Annotated in this window: 18 protein-coding genes; 13 read left to right on the top strand and 5 right to left on the bottom strand. The window is 60.8% G+C overall.

All coding sequences use genetic code 11. The annotated features are described in order from the left end of the window. The first annotated feature begins 225 nt into the window (after positions 1-225). From D0550_RS08570 to D0550_RS08560, 3 genes are read left to right on the top strand one after another with little or no spacing between them, the layout of a single operon-like run. Positions 226-846 carry an RNA polymerase sigma factor gene (locus D0550_RS08570; protein ID WP_161965714.1) on the top strand — a complete coding sequence of 207 codons (621 nt, stop codon included), beginning with the start codon at positions 226-228 and terminating at the stop codon, positions 844-846. 50 nt (positions 847-896) lie between these two features. Beyond that, on the top strand, positions 897-1,970 hold the full coding sequence (locus D0550_RS08565; protein WP_161965713.1) for a FecR family protein: 1,074 nt from the start codon (positions 897-899) through the stop codon (positions 1,968-1,970). A gap of 57 nt (positions 1,971-2,027) precedes the next feature. After that, complete coding sequence (locus D0550_RS08560; RefSeq protein ID WP_161965712.1) at positions 2,028-4,811, top strand: TonB-dependent receptor plug domain-containing protein; 2,784 nt, start codon at positions 2,028-2,030, stop codon at positions 4,809-4,811. Between the two features lie 591 nt (positions 4,812-5,402). Here the strand turns inward: D0550_RS08560 and D0550_RS08555 are convergent. Continuing rightward, positions 5,403-6,776: an MBL fold metallo-hydrolase gene (locus D0550_RS08555; protein WP_116808691.1), complete on the bottom strand. Its 1,374-nt coding sequence runs from the start codon at positions 6,774-6,776 to the stop codon at positions 5,403-5,405. 178 nt (positions 6,777-6,954) lie between these two features. On the opposite strand from D0550_RS08555, the gene D0550_RS08550 reads away from it, so the two are divergent. The 10 genes from D0550_RS08550 to D0550_RS08505 all read left to right on the top strand — a co-directional run bounded on the left by D0550_RS08550 (position 6,955) and on the right by D0550_RS08505 (position 22,508). Then, positions 6,955-10,356: a TM0106 family RecB-like putative nuclease gene (locus D0550_RS08550; RefSeq protein ID WP_116808690.1), complete on the top strand. Its 3,402-nt coding sequence runs from the start codon at positions 6,955-6,957 to the stop codon at positions 10,354-10,356. A gap of 232 nt (positions 10,357-10,588) precedes the next feature. Then, positions 10,589-11,842: a Yip1 family protein gene (locus D0550_RS08545; RefSeq protein WP_116808689.1), complete on the top strand. Its 1,254-nt coding sequence runs from the start codon at positions 10,589-10,591 to the stop codon at positions 11,840-11,842. A gap of 39 nt (positions 11,843-11,881) precedes the next feature. Continuing rightward, on the top strand, positions 11,882-12,874 hold the full coding sequence (locus D0550_RS08540) for an NAD(P)H-quinone oxidoreductase (protein ID WP_116808688.1): 993 nt from the start codon (positions 11,882-11,884) through the stop codon (positions 12,872-12,874). Between the two features lie 562 nt (positions 12,875-13,436). Beyond that, entirely contained in the window at positions 13,437-14,162 is a 726-nt protein-coding gene (locus D0550_RS08535) for a GntR family transcriptional regulator (protein ID WP_116808687.1), read from the top strand. A gap of 248 nt (positions 14,163-14,410) precedes the next feature. Beyond that, positions 14,411-15,013 carry an RNA polymerase sigma factor gene (locus tag D0550_RS08530; RefSeq protein WP_116808686.1) on the top strand — a complete coding sequence of 201 codons (603 nt, stop codon included), beginning with the start codon at positions 14,411-14,413 and terminating at the stop codon, positions 15,011-15,013. Positions 15,014-15,041: 28 nt separating this feature from the next. Beyond that, positions 15,042-16,097, top strand: a complete 1,056-nt coding sequence (locus D0550_RS08525) for a FecR family protein (RefSeq protein ID WP_116808685.1) — start codon at positions 15,042-15,044, stop codon at positions 16,095-16,097. A gap of 204 nt (positions 16,098-16,301) precedes the next feature. Further along, positions 16,302-17,324: a FecR family protein gene (locus D0550_RS08520; protein WP_161965711.1), complete on the top strand. Its 1,023-nt coding sequence runs from the start codon at positions 16,302-16,304 to the stop codon at positions 17,322-17,324. A gap of 120 nt (positions 17,325-17,444) precedes the next feature. Continuing rightward, positions 17,445-18,089, top strand: coding sequence for an RNA polymerase sigma factor (locus tag D0550_RS08515; RefSeq protein WP_161965710.1), 645 nt, complete (start codon positions 17,445-17,447; stop codon positions 18,087-18,089). Continuing rightward, the gene (locus D0550_RS08510; protein WP_116808682.1) at positions 18,086-19,330 is read left to right on the top strand and encodes a FecR family protein; all 1,245 of its coding nucleotides are present in this window, start codon (positions 18,086-18,088) and stop codon (positions 19,328-19,330) included. The genes D0550_RS08515 and D0550_RS08510 overlap by 4 nt, the downstream gene beginning before the upstream one ends. A 160-nt stretch (positions 19,331-19,490) precedes the next feature. Continuing rightward, the gene (locus D0550_RS08505; protein ID WP_116808681.1) at positions 19,491-22,508 is read left to right on the top strand and encodes a TonB-dependent receptor; all 3,018 of its coding nucleotides are present in this window, start codon (positions 19,491-19,493) and stop codon (positions 22,506-22,508) included. A 3-nt stretch (positions 22,509-22,511) separates the two neighbouring features. Here the strand turns inward: D0550_RS08505 and D0550_RS08500 are convergent, their stop codons facing one another. From D0550_RS08500 to D0550_RS08490, 4 genes are all read right to left on the bottom strand, one after another. Continuing rightward, on the bottom strand, positions 22,512-24,365 hold the full coding sequence (locus D0550_RS08500) for an asparagine synthase-related protein (RefSeq protein WP_116808680.1): 1,854 nt from the start codon (positions 24,363-24,365) through the stop codon (positions 22,512-22,514). 21 nt (positions 24,366-24,386) lie between these two features. Further along, complete coding sequence (locus D0550_RS08495) at positions 24,387-25,124, bottom strand: lasso peptide biosynthesis B2 protein (protein WP_116808679.1); 738 nt, start codon at positions 25,122-25,124, stop codon at positions 24,387-24,389. 129 nt (positions 25,125-25,253) lie between these two features. After that, positions 25,254-25,394, bottom strand: a complete 141-nt coding sequence (locus D0550_RS34845) for a hypothetical protein (protein ID WP_161965709.1) — start codon at positions 25,392-25,394, stop codon at positions 25,254-25,256. 545 nt (positions 25,395-25,939) lie between these two features. Next, positions 25,940-26,947 (bottom strand): transposase, encoded by a 1,008-nt coding sequence (locus D0550_RS08490; RefSeq protein WP_116808678.1) that lies wholly within the window; start codon positions 26,945-26,947, stop codon positions 25,940-25,942. Positions 26,948-26,986 lie beyond the last annotated feature (39 nt).

Here is a 26,986-nt window from a genome sequence, read left to right as displayed (position 1 = left end):
TGAGGAAACACCGGGGGGGGCTCATTCTGCCGTTTGCACTTAGATCGTTCACTACGGCCGGATAACTGAACGGCAACCACGGCTGAGGGGACCTCCAGGGTTAAATTCCGGACCATGACCGGTCCCACCTCAGTGGAAACCCCTTTTGCAGAACTTGGCGACGAGGGATACAAGTACAGTCGCGGTGCATAAGAGTGGTCGGACACACTTCTCTTAGGAATGTTTGTGATCGATCGTGGGAGCTACGGGGACGTCGAGGTTGGCTCGTCTGCGCGTGCTGTCGACGCGCATCGAGAGCCTGCCGTTTCAGAAGCACTGGAACCTGTCGATCACGGCAACTCGAACAACCGCTTCGCGCAGTGGTTCAAGGATTGGCGCAAGCCAGTGAGACATTGGTTGTCCCGTCGCGCCTCGGTCCCTGCCGCCGAACTGGACGATCTGGCGCAGGAAGTGTTTCTGCGGCTGTTACGTTACAGCGACAAGACCGCTGTCGAGAACCCCCTGGGGTATCTGTTGCGGATCGCAGGCAATGTCGCCAGCGAATGGCGCACGCGCGCCCGTGTGTCCAAACCGCATGATCAGGAGTGGCTCGAGGATTTGCTGATCGAGCCCGATCAGGAGCCGCAGAATTCAGTCAGCCAGGCCGGCAGCGATGCCAACGTGCAGGCCGCGGTCGACAAGCTGCCGCCGCGGCAGCGTCAGGTTCTACTGTTGCGAGTGAACGAGGGACTCACTTACAAGCAGATCGCCGAGCGACTCCAGCTGTCGCCGCGCGTCGTGCTGCGTGATTTGTCCCGCGCCTACAGCCAGCTGCGTACGCGGCTGGACCCGGAAGACCTCAAGTGATGGAAGCACAAGAGGAACAGGACATGTCAACAGCCTCGGAACGTACGCGCATGACGAGCCAAGAAGCGGCCTACTGGTACATCCGCTGCTCCGACGAGCGGGCAATGCGGCGTTTTGATCGCAAGCTGTTTCTGTCGTGGCTGAAACGCTCGCCGGAGAATATCGCGGAGCTGCTGCGCATCGCCGATCTGGATGGCAAATTCGCGCGGCTGCGCTTGCAGGCTCGGGTCAATGAGCTGCAGGAATCCAACGTCTACGATATCGCTACGGGCGGCCTGGTCGCGCAGTACGACTACAACCCCAGCAAGTCCGTCAGCGACACTGTGAAAACAAAGGTTCGACCGGCCTGGGCGTTGGCGGCTGCGGCTGCGATTTTGACCTTTGCGATATTGCTGTCGCTCGGCGTTGAGATGCAGGACAAACCGGCCTCCGGCACGGTGACAACGGCGGTTGCGAGCCAGCTCCAGCAAATAACACTGGCCGACGGCAGCGTCGTTCATATCGACGCGCGCACGCGGCTCAACGTGGACTTCAGTCCGGGACGCCGCCTCGTTCATCTCTATGAAGGCCAGGCGGTGTTCGAGGTTGCGAAGGATCCGAGCCGGCCGTTCACGGTGAGTACTCACATCGTCGATGTCACCGCCGTCGGTACGAGGTTCGGTGTCGCCATCGACCCGGGTGTCACTACCACCGTGTCCGAGGGTGTGGTGAAGGTCACGGCCCACGGAACGCAGAATGACGATTCAGCCGTACGGCTGCACGCTGGCGAGCAGCTCCGGGTGCACGATGCAGGCTTTGGCCAGAAGCTGCGAATCTTCGGTGGTGCCTCTGCCGACCTCGCCAAGCTCCAGATCGTCAGAGTCGATGCGGAGCGCAAGCTGGCCTGGGTCGACGGCTGGCTGAAGTTCCAAGGCGAAACGATCGCCGAGATGGCGAGCGAGTTCAATCGCCGCAATGTTCTGCAGATAAAAATCGAAGATCGCGCCATTGGCGAGCGACATCTGGCCGGCTACTACCGTTTCCGCGCCAACAGCCCCGAGAGCTTCGTCAAGGTGCTCGACAGCGAGGAGGGTATCTCTGTGAGGAAAGAGGGCGGGAACGTATTGCGCGTCAAGTCGGATTGATTGCCGGTGACCTGTTGTCGATGGCGTTTGACAAGGACGCTCGCCGCCGCGCTAACGATGGCGTGGGCTCAACTGACCGCCGCGCAGAGCAGCTCGGCCGGCCCTGAGTATTCCCTCTCCATCCCGAGCGGTTCGTTAACGAAGGCGCTCGACCAGTTCTCCAAACAGACTGGCTTGCAGGTTGCTGCGGAGCTGACGACTCCCGAGCTACAACAACACCCCGTGAATGCAGTCGTCGGACGGTTCAGCGCCGCAGCTGCGTTGGAACAGCTGCTGGCTGGCAGCGAACTCACGTATGTCTGGGTGGACAGCTCGACGGTCAAGATCCATCTGGGCGCCGTGCCACCCGAAGGCGAGGGTGGGCAGCGTGGGGTGGTCGTTACGGGAAGCCGTTTGGATGGGGGGGAAGGGCCGGCGCCGGTGCGTGTTTACGGGCGGGAGGAGATTGAACGCCTTGGTGTTTCGTCGTTGCCAGGGCTTGCGACCTATCTGACCCAGCAGCCATTCTCCTTCGGAGAGTGGGCTCAGCGCAGCGGCGCTCAGCATTTTCAAATGCGCGGGCTGGGTGTGGATACCACGCTGGTGCTCATCAATGGCCGCAGGGCGCCCCCAAGCGCAACCAGCGTCACCCTAAATGCTTTTGATCTGAACACCGTTCCGCTCACAGCGGTGGAGCGGATCGAAGTCATGTCCGATTCGGCATCGGCGATCTATGGCTCAGACGCGATCGGTGGCGTCGTAAATATCATCCTCAAAGAGGATGTGACGGCGCCGGTCATCTATCTCCATTACGGTGGCGCAGATGGAGGCGGGGTGGAACGTCGCGTCGCTGTCTCCGCCGGTGGCGCGTGGCAGCGTTTCAGGTCGTCGCTTACGCTTGATTACCTCGATCGCACGATGCTTATCGGCGCCGAACGTGAGCTGTGGAGCAATCAGGACTTTCGCCGTTTTGGCGGCAAGGACTATCGCCTGACCACGGCCCCCAGGGCTAATGTTTACTCGCTTTCCGGCGCGTCGCTTCCTGGACTGCCTGCCTCGCAGGCGTCGGTCCCTTTCGGTAGCAGCGGAATCGGACTACGGCCGGAGGATTTCCTGGCTACGGCTGGGGCCGAGCACGCCAGTCTCTATAGCGCAGATCAGATGAGATCTATTGAGCCTGATCTGAAGCGTCTGTCCGCAGTGGGCTCGGCTGAGTACACGCTCGGCGAGAAAACCAGCATTTTTGGCGAAATGCTCGCAACCAAAAGCGACGTCTTGGCGCAAGGTTTTCTATTTCCTGTGCTGGGGCAGATTGTGCCCGCCGACAATCCATACAACCCGTTTGGCCAGCCCGTCAGGGTGGATTTTTCGCTAGCGGGAACGAAGCCGCTATCCATAGTGACGGAAGCCCAGAACACTCGATTCGTGCTGGGAGCGCGCGGCGACCTGAGTCGCTGGGATTGGGAGGTGGCACTTACTAGTAGCGACGGCAGCGTCGATGTGGAACGCATCAATGAACTAAATCTCTCTCTCGTTCAGGCGGCGCTACGTTCGACCGAACCGCAAACGGCTTTGAATCCATTTGTAGATGGTCCGGCTGGGAGCGACGCATTGCTCTCTTCACTGATGCGTGCTCCTCAAGCGTCAAGTTTCTTCTCGCGACAGTTACAGCTTTCTGGCTTCGTGCGGGGACCAATGTTCGAGTTGCCAGGCGGCATGAGTGAATTTGTCTTTGGCGGAGAGCTACGGCATGAGGAAGTGAGAACCGTAGACACGACGAGATTAGAGCAAGAGCGTGACATCGTTTCCGAGTTCGCGGAATTCAGGCTGCCAGTGCTGAAGGGGCTTTCGCTCAAACTCGCCCTGCGAGCAGACACCTATGAGCAAGCGGACGACTCGGTAAATCCGCAGTATGGCCTGGTATGGCGTCCGAATCAGGATTGGCTGGTGCGAGCCGCCTATGGCACGAGCTTTCGACCGCCGTCACTACTTGAGTTAGCCACCCAGACATCGGAGTTGCCGCTGGTTATCGCCGATCCTCGACGCGGTGGCTCAATCTCTCCGGTCAGGTTGACGGTGGGAGGAAATCCGGACCTGGGAAATGTATCGGCCCACTCATTCACCGGAGGTGTCGTATATCGACTTAGCCAATCCCCCGGCTTGCATTGGGGCGCTCACTACTGGCGAGTAGTAATGAACAATCGGATTTTCGTACCGCGCACCACGGACCTGGAAAGGATCGAAGAAAAATTCCCCAGTCGTGTGAGCCGAGCTGTGCAGACAGAGGCCGACAGGATGGCCGGTTGGCCTGGTGCGCTCCAATCGCTCGATATCTCGCTGATCAACTACGGCCGGCTGGACACCAGCGGTGTTGATCTCGATCTGTCTTATCGCGTGGCGGGTAAGCTGGGCCAGTTGCAGGCTGCGCTTTCAGCGACTTGGGTGAATGACTACGCTGCGCGGGACCTTACGCCCCTTCCAACAGCGGATCGGGTCGGTATTGCGAATTTGCTGGGAACCGTTCCTGAGTGGCGCTTGGTTGGCTCCCTCACATGGGACGGAAGTGGTTGGGGAGCTTCGACGACGACGACTTTTACGCCGCGCTATAGAGATGCCGATCTGACCGGCGTGCTAAACCGGCATCTACCCTCTCGCACGATCTTCGATGTGCAAGCATGGTTGGCGCTCGATCGGCTGTTCGATCCGGCCTTGTTCCATAGCATGAAGTTGACGGCGGGCGCCCTAAACGTATTCGACGAGGATGTCGATTTTGCGAACGTAGGCTTGGGGTTGGGGTTCGATATATCTCAGGCTGACCTGAGGCAACGATTCGCGTATTTGCGGATCACGAAAAGCTTCTAGCGACTGTTTCGACTCCAGGAGGGGCCCGTGTCCGGACGCGGGCCCCCTTGGGGCTGATTGTTATTCAGCGAACCAAGTGTAGGTACAGCAGCTATCTGGGACCGTTTGGATCGCGGTCCACTGCCGCGTTTCTTCCCTCGCATCCCCCAAATCGATCATTTCAATCCCTTGAACCTCCTTTCCTTTTGTCTCTTCTGTTTTCGTTTTCATGACGGTTCCTTAAAGGATTTATGACCGTCCCCCTGCCCGTCGGTAAATAACGCTTACTAATAGTTAACAGCAATAAGGCAAGTTCCGGAGATGGAAAATAAAGGTTCACCTGCGGCAGAAAAGGGGGTTAAGCTCCGCGAGTGCTCCGGTCATTGTGAGCAGAGACCGAAAGAACATCAGAACCTAGGTGCTATGGTTCGCCCTTGGTGGTTTGTAGTGGGCCTCATGGATGAGGTCCGCTGCGAATCTTAGAACCGGCACCGCTTATGCGGAGATTGCAGCCTCACAGGACGCTGGGGCTGCATGCTGCTGCTTTTGAGGCCGTCCTGGCCTTCGTGCGATTCCCCTATCGCGTTCTCTGCACGCCGCCGCGTGTCTTCTTCAGGCGGTGAAGCGTCGATAGCCGCGGCGTGCGAGCCGGTACAAAGCAGGCGTTGTCGATTGGAGCGTGGCGAGAACCTGGCGACGCAGCTTGCGGGACGTATCCACGCGGATTTGATCCAACCAGCCATTGAAGCCGGAGTCTTTGCGGTACGCGCGGAAATAGTCGTGCAGCTCATCGATGCTGAAAGCGCGGCCGTTGTCGCCGTACTTGGCGACGTAGGGGGTGAAGTCCGGGTAGAGCGAGCGCACCCCACCGTGGAGCACGGTCTTCACGAAGTTGCCGATCAGCAGGTCATCGAAAATCTCGTAGTTGATCGCAGTCATCAGAGAGTGACGTGGCGCCTCGAAGGTGATGCCGCGACCCTTGGGCCCGTCGAGGTCCACGTAGGTGTCCTTGCCCCCGACCCGCACGCCGATGAACTGGAATTTTTCTCGCAGGTGAGCGAATTTTTTGAAGTACGCGCGCACCGTGTGGACTTCCTGGTGATCGAGCTGCTCCGACCAGTTGTCGCCGAACTCGTGCGGTTCTCGGAATTCTCGTGGCGCAGCATCCATTGCTGTCTCGGTGATGCGATCCCTCGTGACATCGTACGAAAAGTACCCGGGAATGAACTCTCCGCGCGTTCTCTTGAACGAGGCCTGGTGAGCCTCGATCGGGACTTCGTAAGCCGCGGCCCAGCGCGAATCGGTTCTCGCGAACACATGGTGGCAGGAGAACGGGGAGGTGTGCGTGCCGTTCCAGCTCTTCAGCAGCGAGCTGTAGCGGTAGCCGAGCGAGCTTGACTCGGCCGGCATCGGATCGATTCGCTGCCCGTCTTCGGTGAAGAAATTGACCATGTCGGCCGTGCCATTGCCGCAGAGCTTGAGCACGAACCGGCGCTTGAAGGGTTGCAGCCGTGCCTGCAGCGCCGCCCGGGTGCCGAGCGCCGAGCCATCGTTCAGATTCAGCACGGCGCAGTCGTCGCCCAAGGCGATGAGCAGCACGGCGTCCTGGTTCCAATCCGGACAGCACAGAATCCTGACTTGAGGCGAGATCTGCAGCCAACTGTCGCTGGCGAGTTCGTGGGCGTTGTAACCGGAGGCAGTCAGATCGCGAAGGATCCGCCCGCCGTGATGTTGCGGCAGGAGGACGGTTTTGTCGCGAAACTGCGCGAGCGAGTCGAGGTTGAGGTGATCGGGATGTCCATGGGAGAACCAGACATGTCGAGTTGCAGCAAAAGCCTCCAGCTGCTCTGGCGTGAACTGATACGGCAGTATCCAGGACCCGAAGTACTGCGCCCCCGAGATCCAGGGATCGGTGGCGAGCACCGGAATGCCGCCGTCATAGACGATCAACGTCGCGTTGCCGCAGGTCTCGAATCCGAGGTTCATTTGCAGGCTCCCTCTCGGACAGATCAAATCGTCCTCTATGCCGCCTGTTTTTTTCTCTCGTGACAACCGGAATGAGGGGCAGAAGTCGCTGCCCTGATTTCGATCCCCGAAATATCGCAGCGCCGGAGGCACGGTGTAGAGTCGCGGCTCGTTCCAACCAGCGCTCAGAAGGACTCCCTTGCTCAAACGCGATAACGCGCTGCAGCTCAGCGCTTCCGATCTGGTCGGCTATCTCAACTGTCACCATCTGACGCACCTGGATGCACTCGTAGCCACGGGTGCGTTGTCAAAGCCTGCTGTCTGGGATCCTTCGCTCGAAGTGCTTTGGGAGCGCGGCGCTGCTCACGAGCGCGCGTATGTCGATCACTTGCGTTCGCCTGGCCGGCAGATTGTCGAGATCGAAGGTGTCGGCGTGACGCCGGTGCAGGTTGAAAAAACAATGGCGGCCATGCGCGCTGGGGTTGATGTCATCGTGCAAGGCGCGTTTTTGGAGGGAGTCTGGAGCGGGCGGACGGACGTGCTGCTTCGTGTGCCAGAAGCAAGTGCACTTGGCGACTGGTCGTATGAAGTCGTCGACACCAAGCTGGCGCGTGAGACGAAGGGTGGCACGGTACTGCAGTTGAGCTTGTATTCGGATCTGCTGGCGAAGGTTCAGGGACGAGTGCCGGAACGCATGCATGTCGTGACACCGGGCCGCGGCTTCGAGCCCGTCTCGTATAGGACGGCTGCGTACGCCGCCTACTATCGCCAGGTCCGCACGGCGCTGGAACGATCGCTCGCGATCACCGACGGCGCACCCACATATCCGCAGCCCAAAGACCACTGTGACATCTGTCGATGGCGGACAGAATGCGACGCGCGCCGGAGGCGTGATGACCATCTGTGCTTGGTCGCAGGCATCACAGCGACGCAGATAGCGGAGCTGTCTCGGCATGACGTCACGACATTGACGGGCCTGGCGCAATTGCCAGTGCCGCTGCCATGGAAACCTGAGCGAGGTCTGGCGCAGTCATTCGAGCGAAGTCGCGAGCAGGCGCGAATTCAGTGGGAAGGAAGACGAAGTGCTCAGCCGATTTATGAGGCACTGCCGCTCACTCCAGGCGCCGGGCTCTATCGGTTGCCGGCGCCGTCGCCGGGAGACATCTTTCTCGATCTCGAAGCGGATCCTTTCGTCGGCGAGGACGGGTTGGAGTTTCTATTTGGCTACGTCACGATGGATACGGCCGGAGCGCGCAATTACGTCGCGGAATGGGCGTTCTCGCGTGCGCAAGAACGTCGGGCGTTCGAGCGATTCGTCGATTTCGTGATGGCGCGATGGGCCGAGTGTCCGGGACTTCACATTTATCACTACGCGCCGTACGAGCCGAGCGCGCTGAAGCGGCTGATGGGACGATATGCGACGCGTGAAGATGAGCTCGACCGGATGTTGCGCGCGTCGCTGTTCGTCGATCTCTATACCGTCGCGCGACAAAGCATTCGCGCCAGTGTGGAGCGGTACTCGATCAAGAATCTCGAGACCTTCTACGATTTCAATCGCAGCGTGCCGCTCATCGAAGTCAGAAGTGCGCTGGCGAAGTTGCAGGCACGCCTCGAGCTCAACGATGTCGCCGGCATCAGCGATGAGAGCAAGGACATCGTGCTCCGCTACAACCGCGACGGTTGTCTCTCGGCGCAAAGACTGCGGGACTGGTTGGAGCGGATCAGAGGCGAGATGATCGGCAACGGCGCGGCGATACTGCGACCGGCGTCGGGCAATCCGGAGCCGCCGCCGGAGTTGGATGAGCGTCAACGGCAAGTCGCAGCGTTGGTGGAGCGTCTTACCACCGACGTGCCGACGGATGAATTGGAGCGCACGACCGAGCAGCAGGCGCGCTGGATTCTGGCGCACTCGCTCGATTGGCATCGGCGGGAGCAGAAGTCGTCGTGGTGGGAGTTCTTCCGGCTGGCTGACCTGACGCCTGAGGATCTGCTGGACGAACGCAGTGGCATCGCCGAGCTGGTGTTTCGCGGCAGCGTTGGCGGGACCGCCAAGGCACCGATTCATCGCTATCAGTTTCCGCCGCAAGAGCTGGAACTGAGCGAAGGCGACGCGTTGCACCTGAGCCAGCAGCAGAAGTTGGGCACGGTGGCGGCGATCTCGGCTGAGAACGGCACTATCGATATCAAGAAACGCGGCGACACGGCTTCGCTTCACCCGCGAGCGGCGTTCGCGCATGACTTGGTACGCACAGACGTGATGGCGGAGGCATTGCTACGATTTGGAATTCATGTTGCCGACCGCGGCATCGCGGGTTCGGGTGCTTATCAGGCAGCGCGAGATCTCCTGCTGAAGATTCCGCCGCGCTTGGGGGAGGAGTCGTTGCAGGTGGACGGCGAATCGGCGAGTGATGCCGCTGTTCGTGTATCGACGAAGCTGGCGAGCGGCGTCCTGCCGATTCAAGGGCCGCCGGGTGCGGGCAAGACGTTCACTGCTGCGCAAATGATTTGCGCCTTGGTGAAGGCGGGCAAGAAGGTGGGTGTGACCGCCAATAGTCACAAAGTCATCCGCAACCTGCTCGACAAAGTCGTGGAGCAGGCGGAGCGCGCGGGACTTCCCATCCAGTGTCTGCAGAAGGTCGCCGAGAAAGCCGCTGACGTGCCTGGCATTCGCTTCGAGACGGACAACGAGAAGGCGCTCGCAGCGATTGGCACATCGTGTCAGGTGATGGCGGGAACGGCGTGGCTGTGGTCGCGTCCGGATGCGTTCGAAGCTGTCGATACACTGTTCGTGGACGAGGCTGCGCAAATGTCGCTGGCCAATGTCCTGGCCGTATCGCAAGCCTGTCGCGCTCTAGTGCTGCTTGGTGATCCGCAGCAGTTGGAGCAGCCGATTCAAGGCAGTCATCCGGAAGGCACTGACGTGTCGGCGCTCGAACATGTGCTCGGCAGCGCGGCGACCATCGGTAAAGAGCAAGGCCTGTTCCTGGAGAAAACCTGGCGCTTGCACCCCGGCATCTGCTCGTTCACGTCAGAGCTGTTCTATGAAGGTCGGTTGACCTGTCGCGTGGGCGAGGAGCATCACGAGGTGAGATCGGCGGGTCGCATTCGTGGTACGGGCTTGCGCTATCTATCAGTCGTGCACGAAGGCAATCAGAACTCGGCGCCCGAAGAGGCCGAGGCCATCCAGCGATTGGTCGAACAAACATTGGCGGCGGGTGCGTCGTGGGTCGATCGCGACGGCCAGGTGCGATCGATAACCCTCGACGACATCCTGATCATCGCCCCGTACAACGCGCAGGTGTTCGAGATTCAGCGGCGCATGCCGCAGGCCCGTGTGGGTACTGTTGACAAGTTCCAAGGTCAGGAGGCGGCGATCGTCATCTATTCAGTGACCACTTCATCGCACGCCGATGCGCCGCGCGGCATGGAGTTCCTGTACAGCCTCAATCGACTCAACGTGGCGGTGTCACGTGCCAAGTGCGTGTGCGTACTGGTCGCGTCACCGGCGATTTTCGAGCCGGCATGTAACACACCGCGCCAGATGGAATTGGCCAACGCATATTGTCGCTACCGAGAGCGCGCCACAGCTTTAGACCTTTAGGCCTTTCGGTCAGTGATGCCGCCGCGCGCCTTCTGGCATACATACGCGTGTGCAGTTGCGATCCCAAACAATCTGTAGTGCCTGCCTCGAACTCGCCCGACGCTCGGCGGGAACGGGGCGGCGATTACTAATTTCTCAACGAAATTAGATACTTATACATGCCGGTCGAAATCGCCGGCGGGGCCGCATCGCCTCCAGCGCCAATTCCATTATCACAACCAGGAGAGTCCCTGTGGATCTCAACAAACTGATGGCTCGCGCCAAAGCCATTCTGCTGTCGCCCAAGAGCGAGTGGGCGGTCATTGCCGGCGAGCCGACCACCGTCGCGGACCTTTACAAGGGGTATGCCATCTGGCTGGCCGCGCTGCCGGCCATCTTCGCGTTTCTGAAGTCGAGCGTGATCGGCACGTCGGTGCTATTCGCCGGCACGTTCCGCATTGGCATTGGCGCCGGCCTGACCACGATGGTGCTGACGTATGTGATGGCGCTGGCCATGCTCTATGTGCTGGCGTTGATCGTCGATGCGCTCGCGCCGAGCTTCGGCGGCCAGAAGAGCAATATTCAAGCGTTCAAGGTCGTCGTGTACGCGTACACCGCCAGCTGGGTTGCAGGCATCGCGGTGATCGTGCCGGTACTGGGCCTGCTGTTGATGATTGCCGGCGGCGTCTACAGCATTTATCTGATGTATCTCGGCCTGCCGCAGACCATGAAGTGTCCGCCGGAGAAGGCGGCGGGTTACACCGCCGTGATCGTCATCATTGCGATCGTGGTGGGCGCCGTCATCGGTGTGGTGGTCGGTGGCATTGCGGGCGTCGGCAGCGTGATGAGCGGTGCGACTTACAGCTCTTCGAGCGATGACGACGTCAAGTTCGACGAGAACAGCGCGCTCGGCAAGATGCAGAAGTGGGGCGAGCAGATGGAAGCCGCCAACAAGCAGCTCGAAGCGGCTCAGAAGTCGGGCGATCAGGGCGCGCAGGAAGAGGCGCTGAAAGCGGTGTTCGGCGCTGCATTCAGCGGTGGCCAGCAGGTCGAGTCACTGGCGCCGGATCGCTTGAAGGCATTCGTGCCGGCAAAACTGGCCGGACTGGACCGCTCCAGCATTTCCGCCGAGCGCAACGGTGCACTGGGCTTGCAGGTCTCGACCGCGACGGCTACGTACTCCAACGATTCGGGGCGTGAAGTCAGGCTCGAGATTACCGATGCCGGCAACGCCAAAGGCCTGCTCGGCCTGGCCAGCTGGGTTGGCGTGGAAGGCGAGAAGGAAGAGAATGGCCGTCACGAGAAGACTTTTCGCGAGCGCGATCGTTTGATCCATCAGGAGTGGGACAGCGATGCCGCTTACGGTGAGTACACTGTGGTGGTCGGCGATCGATTCACGGTGAAGGTCGAGGGTGGGGCGGGCAGCGTCGCCGACCTGCGTAACGCAGCGGAACAAGTGGACCTGGACGGACTTGCCGATCTGCGCACCGAAGGGGTCAAGAACTGACGCGGTAGAGAGTTGACGAGCCGGGTTGAGGTTGAAGGTATGAAGATCATTGATGTTCCGCAACCCGGTGGTCCAGAGGCTCTCGTCGTCGCACAGCGGCCCACCCCGACGCCGCAAGCGACCGAGGTGCTGATCAAGATCGCGGCGGCCGGTATCAATCGGGCAGATGTGCTCCAGCGCAAGGGCGGCTATCCGCCGCCGCCCGGCGCGCCGAGTTATCCGGGCCTGGAATGCGCCGGCGTGGTCGCGGCGATCGGCGCTGCCGTTCGTGATTTCAAAGTGGGCGACAAAGTGTGCGCGCTGCTGCAAGGGGGCGGCTACGCCGAATATTGCACGGTGGATGAAGCCCAAGTGCTGCCAATCCCCGGCTCTCTCAGCATGATCGAAGCGGCCTCTCTGCCCGAGGCGTATTTCACCGTCTGGAGCAATGTGTTCGAGTTCGGTCGTCTGCAGCCAGGTGAGAGCTTGCTGGTGCATGGCGGCTCCAGCGGCATCGGAGTGTCGGCCATACAGTTGGCGAAGGCGCTGGGCCACACCGTCTTCACGACCGCGGGCAGCGATGACAAATGTCGTTTCTGCGAGCAGCTCGGCGCCAGGCGCGCCATCAACTACAAAACGGAAGATTTCGTTGCTGTGATCGCCGAGGAAACCGGCAAGCGCGGCGTGAATGTGCTGCTCGACATGGTGGGCGGCAGTTACTTGTCAAAAAACATTGCTACGCTGGCGGTTGAAGGCAGGCTGGTGATCATTGCCACGCAAGGCGGCATCAAAGGCGAGGCCGACTTGCTGCGTGTCCTGCAACGCAGGTTGGTGGTCACCGGCTCGGCGTTGCGTCCGCGCGATGTGACATTCAAGCGATTCATCAAGACTCGCTTGCTGGAAGTGGTCTGGCCATTACTGGCGCGCGGCGAGATCAAGCCCATCGTCGACAAGGTGTTTCCGCTGGAGCGGGCGAATGAGGCTCATGCGTATATGGAAAGTAGTGCACATCGAGGGAAGATCGTGCTCGCGCTCGATGCAGCTGGCGATTGATTTGACCGTTTCTTAGCACATTTCGAAAGTCGAACAAAAAAGTCGCTAAGACCGGTCATCCCCTGGAGTTGATCTCTAGGCATTTTCCGAATTTGCCGTTACTTCGCCGATGCATCCCAGTGGGCTCTGGTAGTTTTTGCCGACCCTGTATCGCTGCGTATGGGTTGCGATGCCGCGGCGCACATTGGATCGCCGGCACCAGCGTTGCAGGGAAATATTGTGGCGTCGACGGACAGGCGTTGTTCCGCAGCGGCCTGATCTAAAGGGATTGTTCGACGCTCATCAGCGGGTAGTGGTTGAGGGAATCGGCCATGTATCAATTCGAGTTGCTCGACTCCAGGCGTTTCGCCTGCTCGCACTTGGGTCCACTGCGGCCGTCAAAGATTCTCGGTTTGAGCGAATCGCCAGCGCTCAGGAGTCATCCTGCCGCTGACGGCAACGAAAGTATCAGGCGCATTACCAGAATCGCGCTGCCGGGGGGTATGGATGACGACACACGTCAGGGTGGGACATCACAGGTCTCAAAGGGTTACATCTTCAGGTTAACTACGGAGGGCGCACCATGCTCTCGACGGATCCAAGCAAGCGAATCTTTGTGTTGAAACGAGACGAAACAACCAGCCGCAAGGCCAGCAGTGATCACGCCGTAGAAGGAATCTACGACCGTATCAAGTCACTGCTGCTGGCGCATACGCTTGCGCCAGGGCAGTTGTTGCAGATCGGTACACTCGCCGAAGAGCTCGGCGTGAGTACCACGCCAGTGCGCGAAGCGCTGACGCGGCTCGCGGCGGAGCGGCTGATCGTGTTTGCGCCGAAGCGAGGCTTCTTCGCCAAGACGGCATCGGAAGATGAACTGCGTGGGCTGTACACGCTGAATCAAACATTGCTCGACTCGGCGCTTCGGGAATGGAATGCCGCGGCGACCACGGACGAAGAATCGAAGGTGCCTTCGAAGATCTTCACGTCGTTGCCGTTGTCGGACAAGCCCGATCAGCTGACGCGCACAGTCGACGATCTGTTCGTGCGCATCGCGACGCGCTCGGGCATCGGTGAGCTCGCCGACATCATTCGCAACTTCAACGATCGGTTGCATCATGCGCGCATGATCGAAGGGGAGCTCATCGTAGATGCCTTCGATGAGCTGGCGCGCTTGCGGCAACTGTATAGCGACAACAACAAGGAGCAATTACAGCTGGCGTTGCAGGAATATCACCAGCGACGTCGCGAGCTGGTGTCGGCAATCTGCAAGGAGCTGCTGTTTCGTCCGTTTCTTGCCGAAAATAAATAATGCCATCACGCTCTCCGGAGGCATTCTTGGCCTCCGGGGGCTGGCTTCGCGCGCGCCCGGTCAGTACTCATGACGGGCGACGACGCACGCCGGCACGCTCGCAGCAGCGGATGAGGGCGGGTTCGATCCCATCAAAGTTGAGTGCGCTGCACACTGGATTCAAGTTACAGTCCAGCGTGAAGGCTGGTCCCTTTTGCATGGGAGTTGCGCGTTAGGAAAGTCGCGCGGCTGGAACATAGGGAAATCTCGTGATCAATCGCCAAAAGCACCTGAAGCGCGCCGAGCCTGAGCTCGCCTCCGCGCAAGCGCCGCAGCCTGATGATGCCGTCGAGACCTCGATGGAAACCCGTAACGGGCGCATCACGCTGTGGTTTGGTCGCTGGCGCAAGCCCATTCGTAGCTGGTTTTCGAATCGCGCCTCAGTACCACGCGCCGAGGTAGACGATCTCGCGCAGGAAGTGTTTCTCCGGCTGCTGCGTTATAGCGACGACGTGGCGGTCGAGAATCCGCAAGGCTATCTGTTCAGGATCGCGGCGAACGTTGCGAACGAGTGGCGCGATCGCTCGCGGGTCCGTCAGCCGCACGATCGCAGCTGGCTCGATGAGTTGCAGATCGACCCGGCCGATCAGCCGGACAACACCGTCTTCCAGAACCGTGTCAACAAGCATCTGCAGACCGCGGTGAACCGCTTGCCGAAGCGGCAACGTGAAGTATTGTTGCTGCACGTCAACGAAGGTCTGACCTACAAGGAAATTGCCGATCGCTTGGATGTTACTTACCGGATCGTGCTAAGGGATCTCACTCGCGCTTATGCCACGCTGCGGATGCAGCTGAAGGCTGAAGACCTCTAGGAAGAGCAGGCCATTGAGGGCAAGGGGTATGAATCACAGCAGCGACACTGGGATCGACGCGCTCCTGAGCGAGCAGGCGGCGGGTTGGTTCGTGCGCCTGGTCGCGAACGATCTGTCGCCACGCGAGCGGCGTGAGTATCTCGCGTGGCTGAAGGCGTCGGACCGTCACGTCGAAGCGTTGCTCGACATCTATCGCTATCACGGCTACGGCCGCAAGGCGAAGCTGCATATGCGCGCGACACCGGAAAACGATCTGGGCGAGAACGTGATTCCTTTTGGGCCGCGAGGTATGAATGTCGTACATCAGCAGGCTCTGCGCATGAAGCGGCGGCGCGTGCGTCTCCTGCAGGTTGCCGCGGCGGTGGCGGGAGTTGCGTTCACTGTCGTTGCCGGCTGGGTGGCGAAGACCGAGTACTTCGACAAGCACATCGCTACCGGTCCGGGGCAGTGGGACCGCGCCATGCTCAGCGACGGCAGCGTGTTGCGCATCGGACCGAACACCAGGTTGCGTTGGTCGTTCGACGCCGGTCAACGCACCATCGTGCTCAGCGAGGGTGAGGCGGTGTTCGAAGTGGCGAAAGATCCAGATCGTCCTTTCATCGTCACTACACACATCGGTGATGTGCGCGCGGTCGGCACCGAGTTTGGTGTGTCGCTGGTGAACGCATCGACGGCGATTGTCACTGTCGCGCAGGGTAGAGTCGCAGTTAGCAGACATGACGATGCACGTGTCGTCACGATCGATCGCGCCAGTGCAGTGGCGGAGTTGGTCGAAGATCAGCAAATCGTCTTGTCAGACAGCGGTGCGCAGCCGGTCAAACAAGTCGATGCGTCACGCGAGTTGCAGTGGGCTACCGGATACTACGAATTCCGCGGTGAAACCGTGCGCGAAGCGATCGACCAGTTCAATCGTCGCAATCGCGTGAAGGTGGTGATGTCCGATCCGGCGATCGGTGCGATCGCCATGCCATTCACCACGGTCAAGCTCGACGATCCGGAAACATTCGTACTCATGCTCGCCGCGCGTCCCGATGTGCAGGTTGCGTACGAAAGCGCGAACGTCATTCGACTGTTACCCGAATAGCACGGCCGCTGCGTCGCCCGGCGCGGACATCGTCACAATTCCCAGGGATGGAAAGCGGAATATGCCCGGTCTCCTTTTAGGCACGGGAGACTCCACGGCTTACGGCATGTAGGCCGCATCAACTGGTGAGTCAACTGGCTCTACCAGTCCGCGACGGAATAGTTGGCGTCGATGAGCTGCTCTGCGCAGCCAGCGGGGACCGGGATGATGAATCCAACAATACAACAGGCCGCTGTGATCAAGCAGGCCGCGGAGTGGTACCAGCGTCTCAAGGATGGGGAGCTGGACGAAGCTTCGCAGCGCGAGTTTCGCGATTGGCTGAATGTGCCAGCCAATCTCTTGGAACTGGCGCGGATGTGTCTGATCGATGCGCGGTTGCGACGCGTCTTCAAGAAAAATGCGCGCGTGTTGCCGGAGAACGTCATCGACTTCGATTCATATGCGACGGTGACGCGGCCGCGTCCCCAGCCACCGCAACAGCGGGCTGCGATGTCGCGCTTCAAGATCAGAAGGATCGCGCTGGTCGCCGGTGTCGTGCTCGCCGTGAGCGTGGTGACGTGGATGCGCCTGGGAAGCTCCGACTATGTCGTCATCACCCGACAGGGGCACTGGGATAAACAATTGCTGGACGATGGCACGGTTGTTTATGTCGGCCCGCACACCAAGCTGCGTTTTCACTTCACAGAGGAGACGCGCGGAGTAGCGCTCGTCCGTGGTGAGGCATTGTTCGAAGTGGCGAAGGATCCTGGTCGGCCCTTCATCGTGTCGACAGATGCGGGCACCGTGCGTGCTGTCGGCACCGCGTTTGCGACGTCGGATCGGGGCGATACCGTAGTTGTCACTGTGGCAGAAGGCAAAGTTGCGGTGACGGCGTCGGCGACCCGCAATGGTGTGCAGCCCCGGGTGTACGCCACTGCGAATCAGCAAGTGGTGTTGTCGTCCAACGGTGTCAGCATGCCGGTGCCGGTCAAGGCCGATCGCGAGCTCATGTGGGTTCGTAACTGGTACGAGTACGAAGGCGAGCGCGTCGCCGATATCGTCGCGCGGCTGAACAAGCTGAACGGCGCTCAGGTGATCGTCGACGATCCCCAGGTGTTACGGCTGCGCGTGAACCTGCTCATGTTCAAACCCAGCCAGCCCGAGGAGTTCGTGCACAAGGTCAATCTCTGGTACGCGGATTATCCCGGGAAAGCCAGCCCGAACGCAGTGCATCTGGAGCGGCCGTAGCTTCAGGCCGCTACTGGACGTAATGCACTCCGGTGCCCCGACAGGGATGAGCTGTGCCTGTGATCCAGTCATCTAGGCGAGGGGAAGGTTTTCCCTCTCAGCCACTTAGCCACCTAGATAGTGATCGATCGGCACAAGCAGTCGAGCGGCGATGATCGTTGGAATTCGTCCAGGGAGGATGAAAAGAGCGAGCAGGATGTCTGTCGCCCTGAGGAAGGGCCCGCAGCAGCTCCAGGTGCCGAGGCGCGTCCGCGCGAATTTCGCGACGGCCGGCTGATCGAATGGTTCGGCAAGTGGCGCAAGCCCATCCGCAGTTGGCTGCGGAATCGAGCCTCGGTGCCGCCCGGGGACATCGATGACCTGGCCCAGGAAGTATTCCTGCGCCTGCTGCGCTATAGCGACGACGTCGCCGTCGACAACCCGCAAGGGTATCTGTTCCGGATCGCCGCCAATGTCGCCAACGAATGGCGCGAGCGCTCGAGGGTTCGCAAGCCGCACGACGACAGCTGGCTCGATGAGTTGCAGATCGAGGCGGGCGACGAGCCGGAAAATGCTTTTGCCAGGTCACGCGCCAATGAGTATGTGCAGGCCGCTGTCGATCGGCTGCCGCCACGGCAACGTGAGGTTTTGTTGTTACACGTGAACGAGGGGTTGACCTACAAGCAGATCGCTCAGCTGAGGGGGCTGACGTATCGGATCGTATTGCGTGATCTCACCCGGGCCTACAGTACCTTGCGCATGCAATTGCGACTGGAGGATCTGTGAACACGCCCATGGATGACGAGGATGCCAGCATGCAAGGAAGTCTGAACGAGAGTGGTCACGAGCGGGTCACCCAGATGTCGCTGAGTAACGAAGCTGCCGAATGGTTCGTACGATTGCGCGACGATCGCATGGGCGTGCGCCACCGCGAGCGCAACGTGCACTGGTTGAAACAGTCCCCGACCCACATTGCTGAATTGCTCCGCATCCAGCAGGTTTATCAGGTGCTGCGCGCCGCGAATGTGCAAAGCAATTTGCCGGGAGCGCCTCGGGAAAGCTCGAACGTGATCGAGCTGGAAGATCAGCGCGCGCCGGATTGGTCCGAGGCGCTGCAGCTCGACTTGATGGATGTTGCGCCGACCCGGCGCCGACAATCCCGCATTCAGCCGTGGAAGCTGGCGGCGGCGGTGGCCTGCCTCTGTGTGTCGTTTTTGCTGGGGTTCATGGCCAAGGTGGCGTGGCTGGATCGGAGCATCGAGACCGGGCTGGGCGAGTGGCGCTCGGTTGCATTGACCGATGGCACGCGAGTCCGGGTGGGCCCCGATTCATTGTTGAGACTCTCATTTGGCGACGATCATCGGACGATCCGCCTGGTGCGCGGTGAGGCTATGTTCGACGTCGCGAAGGACGCCACGCGTCCTTTCTATGTGAAGTCGGAGATGGTGGGCGTGCTCGCCGTCGGCACCGAATTTCGTGTCTCCCGGTTCGGCGGTAGAGATGTCGTTGCGGTCACTGAGGGCAGTGTCGCGCTATATCGCGATGGTCGCGATGCCATTCGTGGCGCAGTGTCCGCGGCCCCTGCGCAGGTCGCTGAAGCGACAGGCGGCGTTGCCCTGACCGCAGGGGATCAGGTGTCGATCACGCAGGCCACCCGCTCCAGGCCGGTTGTCAGGGAAAAGGTGAACGTGGATTACGAGCAGGCCTGGGCCGAAGGCTGGCTGGTGTACGAGGACAAGACCGTGGCCGAGGTGGCCAGCGACTTCAATCGCTTCAATCGGCTGAAGATCGTGGTCGCCGATCCGTCGATCGCCGCGCGGCGTCTGACGTTTTTCCGCGGCAGCGCCACCGATCCTGAATCATTCGTTGCGGCGCTGGCGACCAGTCCGGATATTGCGGTGGTACGGGACAATCCCAATGTCCTGCGCATCGAGCTGCGTCGTCCAGATGCCGAAACTCCCAAGTCGCAAGCCCCTGGCCAGCCACACGGCGATGTGCCACCGACCGTGAATCCAAATCCCATCTGAGACGACCCGCGCGGTTGCACAGTCCGCGTAAAGATATATTTTCGCTCGAGGCCCCGCCCTAAGTAACAAAGTCACAGCGCATTGCGGCGTCGTGCGGTAGATTCGCCCTTCATCAGCGGCGGGGCGGGTCCCCGGTATCAAACGGAACTTGCTGGGGAAGATGGTCGCGAAACAGGTCATCGCCGTCGTCGTGGCGGCCGTCCTATCCGGCTGTGTATGGCTCGGGACGGCGCTTGCCCAGCACGCGCGCGAACAAGCACCTGCTGCCCACGAGTACCCCATCGATATTCCGCGCCTGCCCATCATCGAGGCGCTGAAAGAATTCACGACACAGACCGGTCTGTTGATCAGCTTCTGGCCGGATGCGCAGACCGATCAAAGTCGGCTCGTAGGGCCGCTGCGCGGCAAGTTCACCGCGGAAGTGGCATTGACCCGACTGCTGGCTGAGAGCGGGTTGACCTATCGGCGTACCAACGATCGTTCGCTCGTCGTCATGGCGCCATCGCTGCTGGGCGCCCCTCGCAATGGGGTGACCGGCTCGGATCGGGATCGCAGCCGGCTGGCTGAAGGACAGCCCTATCTGCGAGAGCGGAATCATCCGCCGGAGCCCAATCTGACAGCCAGTGGCCGGCCTGGTTCGGGAGCGAGCATCGACGCGGCTGTCGAGCGAGTCGATGAAGTGATCGTCACCGGCTCACGTATCGAGCGCAGCGGCGAAGGGCCGGCTCCGGTGCAGGTGTTTACGCGCCGCATGATCGAAGATCTCGGTGCCGCTTCGATTCCCGATGTGTTGCGCTATACACCGCAACAGCCGTTCATTCGCGCCGAGCACTACTACAGCACCGGTGCGCAATACTCACAAATGCGCGGCATCGGTGTCGACACCACGCTGATTCTCATCAACGGTCGGCGCGTCGCGCCCACATCGAACAGCTTGATGCTCAATGGGTTCGACTTGAACAGTATTCCACTGGCGGCAGTGGATCGGATTGAAGTGCTGTCCGATTCGGCTTCGGCCATCTATGGCGCCGATGCCATGGGCGGCGTGATAAACGTGGTGCTGAAGAAAGAAATCCCACGCCCGGTGCTCGACGTTCAGTACGGCGGCGCCAGTGGTGGCGCAGATATGATGCGCGCGTCATTCAGCGCCAGTTACGACACCGAGCGACTGCGCACGGCGGCGATCTTCGATTACTACCAGCGGGATTTTCTGTTGGGTGCCGAACGCGATCTGTGGCGCGATCAGGACTATTCGCGCTATGGCGGGCTCGATTATCGATCGATGGCGGGCGTTCCTGGCACAGTGAGCTCATTGCACGGTGACAATCTGCCGGGCTTGTCGTCGTCCTTCGCGATGGTGCCGGAAGGCAGCACTGGCATCGGGCTGACGCCGCAGGATTTCGCCGCAACCGCTGGCGTACGCAATCGAACCGGCACGTCGAGCTCGCTTTCCATCGTGCCGCAGGCCAGGCAGCGCAGCGTGGCGCTCTTCGGCGAGTACGATCTGACGCCGGATTTGCTGGCCTTTGCCGAGCTGCTCTATACCAACCGGCAGACGATCTCGCAGCAGGGGCTCTATTCGGTACAGAGCGCGCTGGTGCCGGCGAACAATCCGTTCAATCCATTCCAGCAGCCGGTGCTGGTGGATTTCATTCTGGATGGCATCGAGCCGCGGCGCTTCGAACACGATATGAATTGGCTACGCGGCGCGTTCGGGCTGCGCGGCTCGCTGAGCTCCACATGGCGGTGGGAAGTCGCAGCGCTGGCCAGCACCGAGAGCGGTGATGCTCGCAGCACCATCGAGGTCAGTGCCGAGCATATCAACGAGGCGCTCGCACAGACGGATCCGGCGCGCGCGCTGAATCCCTTCGTCGATGGGCCTGCCGGCAGCCCGGAGCTGCTGAACTCGCTCATCGAGCCGGACGATGACCATCACTTCTCGCGCGGCCGGCAGCTTTCGGCCTTCATGCACGGCGACCTGTTCGAATTGCCGGCTGGGCCGATTCGAGCGGTGGCGGGGGGCGAGTGGCGCGATGAAAGGATGATCTATGACGACCGGTCGCTGCCCGTCAATGATGGTCGTGATATGCGAGCCGCTTTCACCGAGCTGCGCGTACCGCTGATCGGGTCTGCAGAATCGAATGATCGCGACGTCCTGTCGATGACGCTGGCCGCGCGGCTCGACCATTACAGCGACTTCGGCAGCTCGCTGAATCCACAGGTCGGATTGATGTGGCGTCCGGCTGCGGACATTTTGTTGCGCGGCTCATATAGCACCAGCTTTCGTCCGCCATCGCTGTTCGAGCTGCATGCGCCACGTACCACGCTGACGAACTCGGGCGTGCCCGATCCGGCGCGCAACGACGATCTGAGCACGGTGACGTTCGTCGCCGGTGGCAATCCGAATCTCCGACCGATCGAAGCAGACTCCATGACGACGGGGTTTGTGCTGACGCCGAGCGCGTTGCCGGGCCTGCAGTTGCTGACCAACTACTGGAGGATCAATACCGATCACCGCGTCACGTTCGTGCACTTCACTTCGCTGCTGTCCAATGAGGAGGCGTTCCGCGACCGCATCGTGCGCGATGTGCCGACCGAGGCTGATATCGCCGCGGGTATTCCCGGCAGGCTGTTGCAGCTGGATGTATCCCGAATGAATTTCGGGCGCCTGACCACGAGCGGTATCGATGTGCAGGCGAAGTACGAACGCAGCACCGGCTGGGGAGATGTCACGACGCGTCTGTCCGCCACGTGGGTCAACGAGTTCACGGCCGTCGATGTGCCGAAAACGCAGGCATTCGATCGCGTCGGCATAGCAAATCCCGCCGGTTCCATCCCGCGTTGGCGCGTCGTCGGCAGCCTCGGCTGGAAGCGCAATGGCTTCGGACTGTCGACCACACTCGATTGGTTGCCTGGCTATATGGACGCGAATGCTACTGGGCCCACGGGGCGCCACCTCCCTGCGCGCACCCTCGTGGATGTGCAAGCGAGCCTGGCCATGGACGAAGTGTTCGGTCCGAGTCCGGTGTGCGCTGACTTGAAGCTGCAGTTCGGCGTGAAGAATCTGACCGATGAGCTGCCGCCGTTTTCCGAGATCGGCTTCGCCGCTGGCTTCGATACCACGCAGGGCGATCTCGTCGGCCGCTTTAGTTATCTACGGCTGTCCAAAGGGTTCTGACCCTCAACTGGGCTGCAGTTGCGAGCCGCCGAGCCAGTGACGCGCCCACAGCTCCGAATCCAGATGGCGGAAGATTTCGCCCGGGTACACCGTGTTTTTGGTCGGACCGGCTGACAACACTTCCTCGAGCAGCGGGCGATCCAGCAGGCCATGGCGCGCCAGTACTCCATCCAGCAGTGTTTCTTTCAGGAAAGGGCGCTCGCGTTCGAGCAGTTGATCGTGAAAACCGGGTGCACGGTCTTTCCACAGGCGCCGCAGGATCGGCTCTGGCGTTTCCGCCACGAACGCTACTCGAGCCAGGCCTCGGTCGCGACCGCGATGGAAATGCGTGTGGATTGGAATCCGCAGCAGCAACTCGATCACGGGCTGCGAATATAGCGGCGAGACGACTTCCGGAACGGGCGCATCGGCGGGCACAGCGACGCCGTAGTAGTCGGGCGCCATCATCAACGTGCCGATCCGCCGTATTTTGTCCCAGGGCACGCGTCGCTGATCTCGAAACCAGGGATGCGAAACGCTGTCGTGGCCGCTGAACGCCTGCTTGATTTCGGGGCTGACCAGCTGACTTGCGGCGAGGATGCGATCGCGCGGTACGCCGGTGTTGTGGTTGGCAACGACCCGGCGAACCGCTGTGGTCAACACCGTCCAGCTGGATTTTTCGGTGAGCAGCGCGACTTGCGAGGCGAGCCGGAACAGGCGAGGGGTGATGCCATGTTGCCGCAAGAACTCCGGGACCGCATACGTCAGCGAGTCGCTGCAAAAGCCTGAATCGCCGCCGTCGCCACTGAATAGAGCGGTGGCCTGCGTGCGCTCGATCATCTCCCGCTCGATGGTGTTGCGCTGAATGAAGCCCAGCAGCGGCGAGGGTTCGGGAGAGGGCGGCATGCGCAGCCCGAGCGTCAGATCCAGATCGAGGGCGTGCAGCGGATATTCGATGTGCTCACAGCCGGCATGCGTAGCTGCGAGCCGTGCCCAGGGGCGCTCGTCGGAACGGCCGATAGGGCTGAAGTAAGTGTAGGCGGTAAATCGTTCCGTCGTGCCTTTGAGACAGCCCGCGACGATGGATGAATCGAGCCCGCCAGACAGTCTCAATAGCAACGAACGATGCATTCGCGCCAGGCCGGCGGTGGCGGCTTTGATGGCACTATGCATGGCCAGCGCGGCTGTTTGTGGATCTTCAATGAGATCCTCAGCTCCCCTGTAAGACAGCGGCGTCCAGTACATCCTGGTGGTGCTCTGCCAGCCGGTGCTGTGTTGCTGAAACTCGACGCACTCGCCCCGGCGCACCGGTGACGCTTCGTTGAGCGACGACGTGTCCAGAAAGCTGCTCCCCGCCATCATGTGACAGCGAAGAAACGTTTCGTTGGCAGTGAAGCGCAGCAGTCGCAGATCCAGGCAGTCGCCAATCCGCGAGAAGAAGATACTCACACCGCGATACTCGGTGCGCAGGCAAGGCAGCGAGCCTGTCGGATCCTTCAGTACCCATTTGTAGCCATTGGCATCGTAGCCGAACGCGACATAGTCGCCCCAGGCATGATCGATCAGCCATTTGCCGCGACTTTGCACAAACTCATGACTCTGCGTCGCGCCGAATTGAAACTGTTGGTCCGGGGTCGCAGAAAACAGGTCTCGGCTGCGAGCCAGCAGCGAGCCTATGACGATGCCGCCGTGGTCGCCGACTCGATGCAGCTGGAGCGCATCGTCGCGCACGCCGGCGCAAAACACCTGCATACCCGGCGCAGAAAATTCCTGTCGCCAGGTAGAGGAGAGTTCGCGCAACCGCTCGGCAATCAGTTGCGCGGTTTCTTGTTGTTGTGGATTCGTGTCGTCCCACACCATTCCCAGATATCGAAACATCGCCACGCTCCTTCGCGCGGTTCAGATCGCCAGAATGGGCGTGTATTCGCAAACCTGCTCGGGATTGGCGTCGAGGAGCAGTGTCCCTTGCTGTACCCAGCTGTGTGCCGCCCATGGCTTGGTGCGCACGCCGATCACCCAGGTCGGGTACACGTCGTAGTAGGCTAGAAACCGCACCAGCGCCAATGCATGAAACAAACATTGATCGCGGGCCGCAAAGGTGTGAGGTCGCAGCCGGCGAAAGATGCCGACCAGCTCGATTGCGCGTTCGTTATTGAATGACGCGCCGGCGACGTTCTTCTGTCTGCCGACGTCCTCGGCCGTCAGAAACAGCGTTCGCGATCGCACCGAGTGGCGCGCCCACGTGCAGGCGCGCAGAAAGCTGGTGAGGTGGCGCCAGCGGATCGATGATTTCCGGTCGATCTCATGGCCGACGCTGGTGAGCACGCTGTCGAGGTCCACTTGCGTGGGCGTGAACGCGGCGGGCTCTGGGGTGCTGTTGCTGAGCAGTCCGGCCTGGACCAGTTGGTCCGCGATCTTTACCGCATCTTGAAAGGGTAGCGGCTCGGCATCGCTGGCAAAACTGGCAGGTGCAGCCGCGAGGCTCTGCCAATTCCCGGCGAGGGCGCGTAGCGCGATCGTTTCTTTTCGCCCAACGCCAAAATAGCGATTGCGCCGCAGGTCCAGTATCACAGTGCCCGTTGCTGTCGAGCACGCCCGCACGTGCGACGGCAGCCAGTACGCTTTTTCAGTGTGCATGGGAGGGCCCGCCAAAATCGTCCCACCAGCTCTCGCCCGTTCTTTTTTGTCTGGGCAGGGCTCGCGCCGCGAGCCCCGCCCATCGATCTCACTTCAATGACTCAGGTATGTCCTTTGAGGGACGTCCTTTCAGGGCAGTCTTTCCCCCAGCAGAAATATCGAGTCGTAATAGATTGGGTACAAGCCGAATTGCTTGGTTTCGAGCGTCGCATCGCCGAGATCGAGCAGCTCGATCTCCGTTCCTTCTTGCCGTTCCGTCAGTTCCGTCATGATCTTTCCCTCGATGAAGCAACAGTCCTCCTGCATTGCCAACGCTGCAATGTTTGCGACCGGACGTCAATATACCTGGCAGCAGTCGATCAAATATTTCTGCGGCGAATCACGAATCGGTGCTCTTTCTGCCGTTTCCTATTAAGTAACAACCCTCACCAGGCGGCCTCGAGCGAGTTGCTCGCGAAGCAAAAAGCGCAACGCCTGTCACTGTCGCGATTCCCTCGACTATCGAGGCAATAGGCGTGCGCGCCCCGCCGCGGATGAAGGGCTATGGCATGTTCCGAACGAGGAGGGATGCCATGGTCGAGCTCAGAGCGCATCGGCGGGACGCTGCCAGTCACTGCAAACCCTGCGCGAGGCTTTGCAGCTTTTATGGTCGATCGCCAAGGAATGTGCGAAGTGACGATTGCGGCTGGCGCTTGCCGTTGTTGCGAGCGGCGCCCTGCTGGCGGCCGCAACGATCGCGTGGGGATTGGGAATAGCCGCCGGGGCGCCGCCGAGCTCAGCAACGCCCCACATCTTTTGCCCCGACTCCCTGCTGCTTACACTGCCTGCCGGTCCTCGTCGTCGCCGTCACGGGCTTCGGCGGCGCCATCCCAATAGTGAATCTTCATGCCGCCGCCGATGGGCACCAGCGGGGAAATGTCGTGCATGGCCGTGATCTTGAACAGCTCCGGCCGACGCGTGCGATAGCGGCTGATCGCCATCGAAAGTGTCGATGGATCGCGACGCAGGCAGCGCGCCACTTCACTCAATGTCGCGACACCACGCTCTGTCGCGTACCACGCGATCAATGCACGCACCAAGGTGAATTCGCGCTGGCGTGAATTCGACAGCACCAGATCGCGCTCCACGCCCATGCGACAGGTAACGGTGTGAATGATCTGATCCAGCGACGCCTTGCTGCGATAGGTGCGCGAGTTGCGGGGCAGGTTCTCCAGGAACTCGGTGCTGCCGATGACGCGCAAGTCGTTCGAACCGACGCGCTCGAACTGAACGACATCTTCGGGTTCGGGGCAGCGCGCCATGAACGTTTCGTACTCGGTGCCGCCATCCTTGAGCTCGAGCAGTCGTAACGTGTTGCGCGTCGTCAGCCAAGGGGTGGCGGACTGGCGTAGATACGTGCCATGGCTGGTGTGTTCAGCCGCACCGGGATGCTCCGCCAGCCCGCCCAATACCGGAACGTAGTGCAGATAGTGCAGCAGCTTGAGCAGGTAATGTTTCGGATCGATCAAGACCGCTTTATAACGCTGCCGGAAGAAGTGACCGGACTCGCCGATGCGACGATGCATGCTGCGCGCATAGCGACTGGTGAGGCCTTGCATGATGCGGCCCACCGAGATCTCGTCGATCTGCAAGATCAAATGAATGGCTTGCGGGGTCCAGCAATAGCCATGCACGCGAGCATTGGTGCGGCGCAGACCGGTCGCGAGCAGGCGTTCGAAGAGCGCATAGTCTTCGGGTTGAGAGAAAATGGGATGATGCGTGTTGCCATGTTGAACGACGTAGTACGTACCGCCCGCAACATGAAGCCGTTGCCGTCGAGACATCCTGCAAACCTCCTGGTGAGCTTCCCTGACCTCACGCAC

This window comes from Steroidobacter cummioxidans (assembly GCF_003104955.1).
The sequence above is the reverse complement of the archived record's forward strand: the minus strand, read 5'-3'. Positions and strand labels throughout refer to the sequence as shown.

Excerpts from the sequence above, each read along its gene's own strand:
- D0550_RS08565 (WP_161965713.1), top strand. The coding sequence starts at position 897 with ATGACGAGCCAAGAAGCGGCCTACTGGTACATCCGCTGCTCCGACGAG.
- D0550_RS08560 (WP_161965712.1), top strand. The coding sequence starts at position 2,028 with ATGGCGTGGGCTCAACTGACCGCCGCGCAGAGCAGCTCGGCCGGCCCT.
- D0550_RS08555 (WP_116808691.1), bottom strand. The coding sequence starts at position 6,776 with ATGAACCTCGGATTCGAGACCTGCGGCAACGCGACGTTGATCGTCTAT.
- D0550_RS08540 (WP_116808688.1), top strand. The coding sequence starts at position 11,882 with ATGAAGATCATTGATGTTCCGCAACCCGGTGGTCCAGAGGCTCTCGTC.
- D0550_RS08535 (WP_116808687.1), top strand. The coding sequence starts at position 13,437 with ATGCTCTCGACGGATCCAAGCAAGCGAATCTTTGTGTTGAAACGAGAC.
- D0550_RS08525 (WP_116808685.1), top strand. The coding sequence starts at position 15,042 with ATGAATCACAGCAGCGACACTGGGATCGACGCGCTCCTGAGCGAGCAG.
- D0550_RS08520 (WP_161965711.1), top strand. The coding sequence starts at position 16,302 with ATGATGAATCCAACAATACAACAGGCCGCTGTGATCAAGCAGGCCGCG.
- D0550_RS08505 (WP_116808681.1), top strand. The coding sequence starts at position 19,491 with ATGGTCGCGAAACAGGTCATCGCCGTCGTCGTGGCGGCCGTCCTATCC.
- D0550_RS08500 (WP_116808680.1), bottom strand. The coding sequence starts at position 24,365 with ATGTTTCGATATCTGGGAATGGTGTGGGACGACACGAATCCACAACAA.
- D0550_RS08495 (WP_116808679.1), bottom strand. The coding sequence starts at position 25,124 with ATGCACACTGAAAAAGCGTACTGGCTGCCGTCGCACGTGCGGGCGTGC.
- D0550_RS34845 (WP_161965709.1), bottom strand. The coding sequence starts at position 25,394 with ATGACGGAACTGACGGAACGGCAAGAAGGAACGGAGATCGAGCTGCTC.
- D0550_RS08490 (WP_116808678.1), bottom strand. The coding sequence starts at position 26,947 with ATGTCTCGACGGCAACGGCTTCATGTTGCGGGCGGTACGTACTACGTC.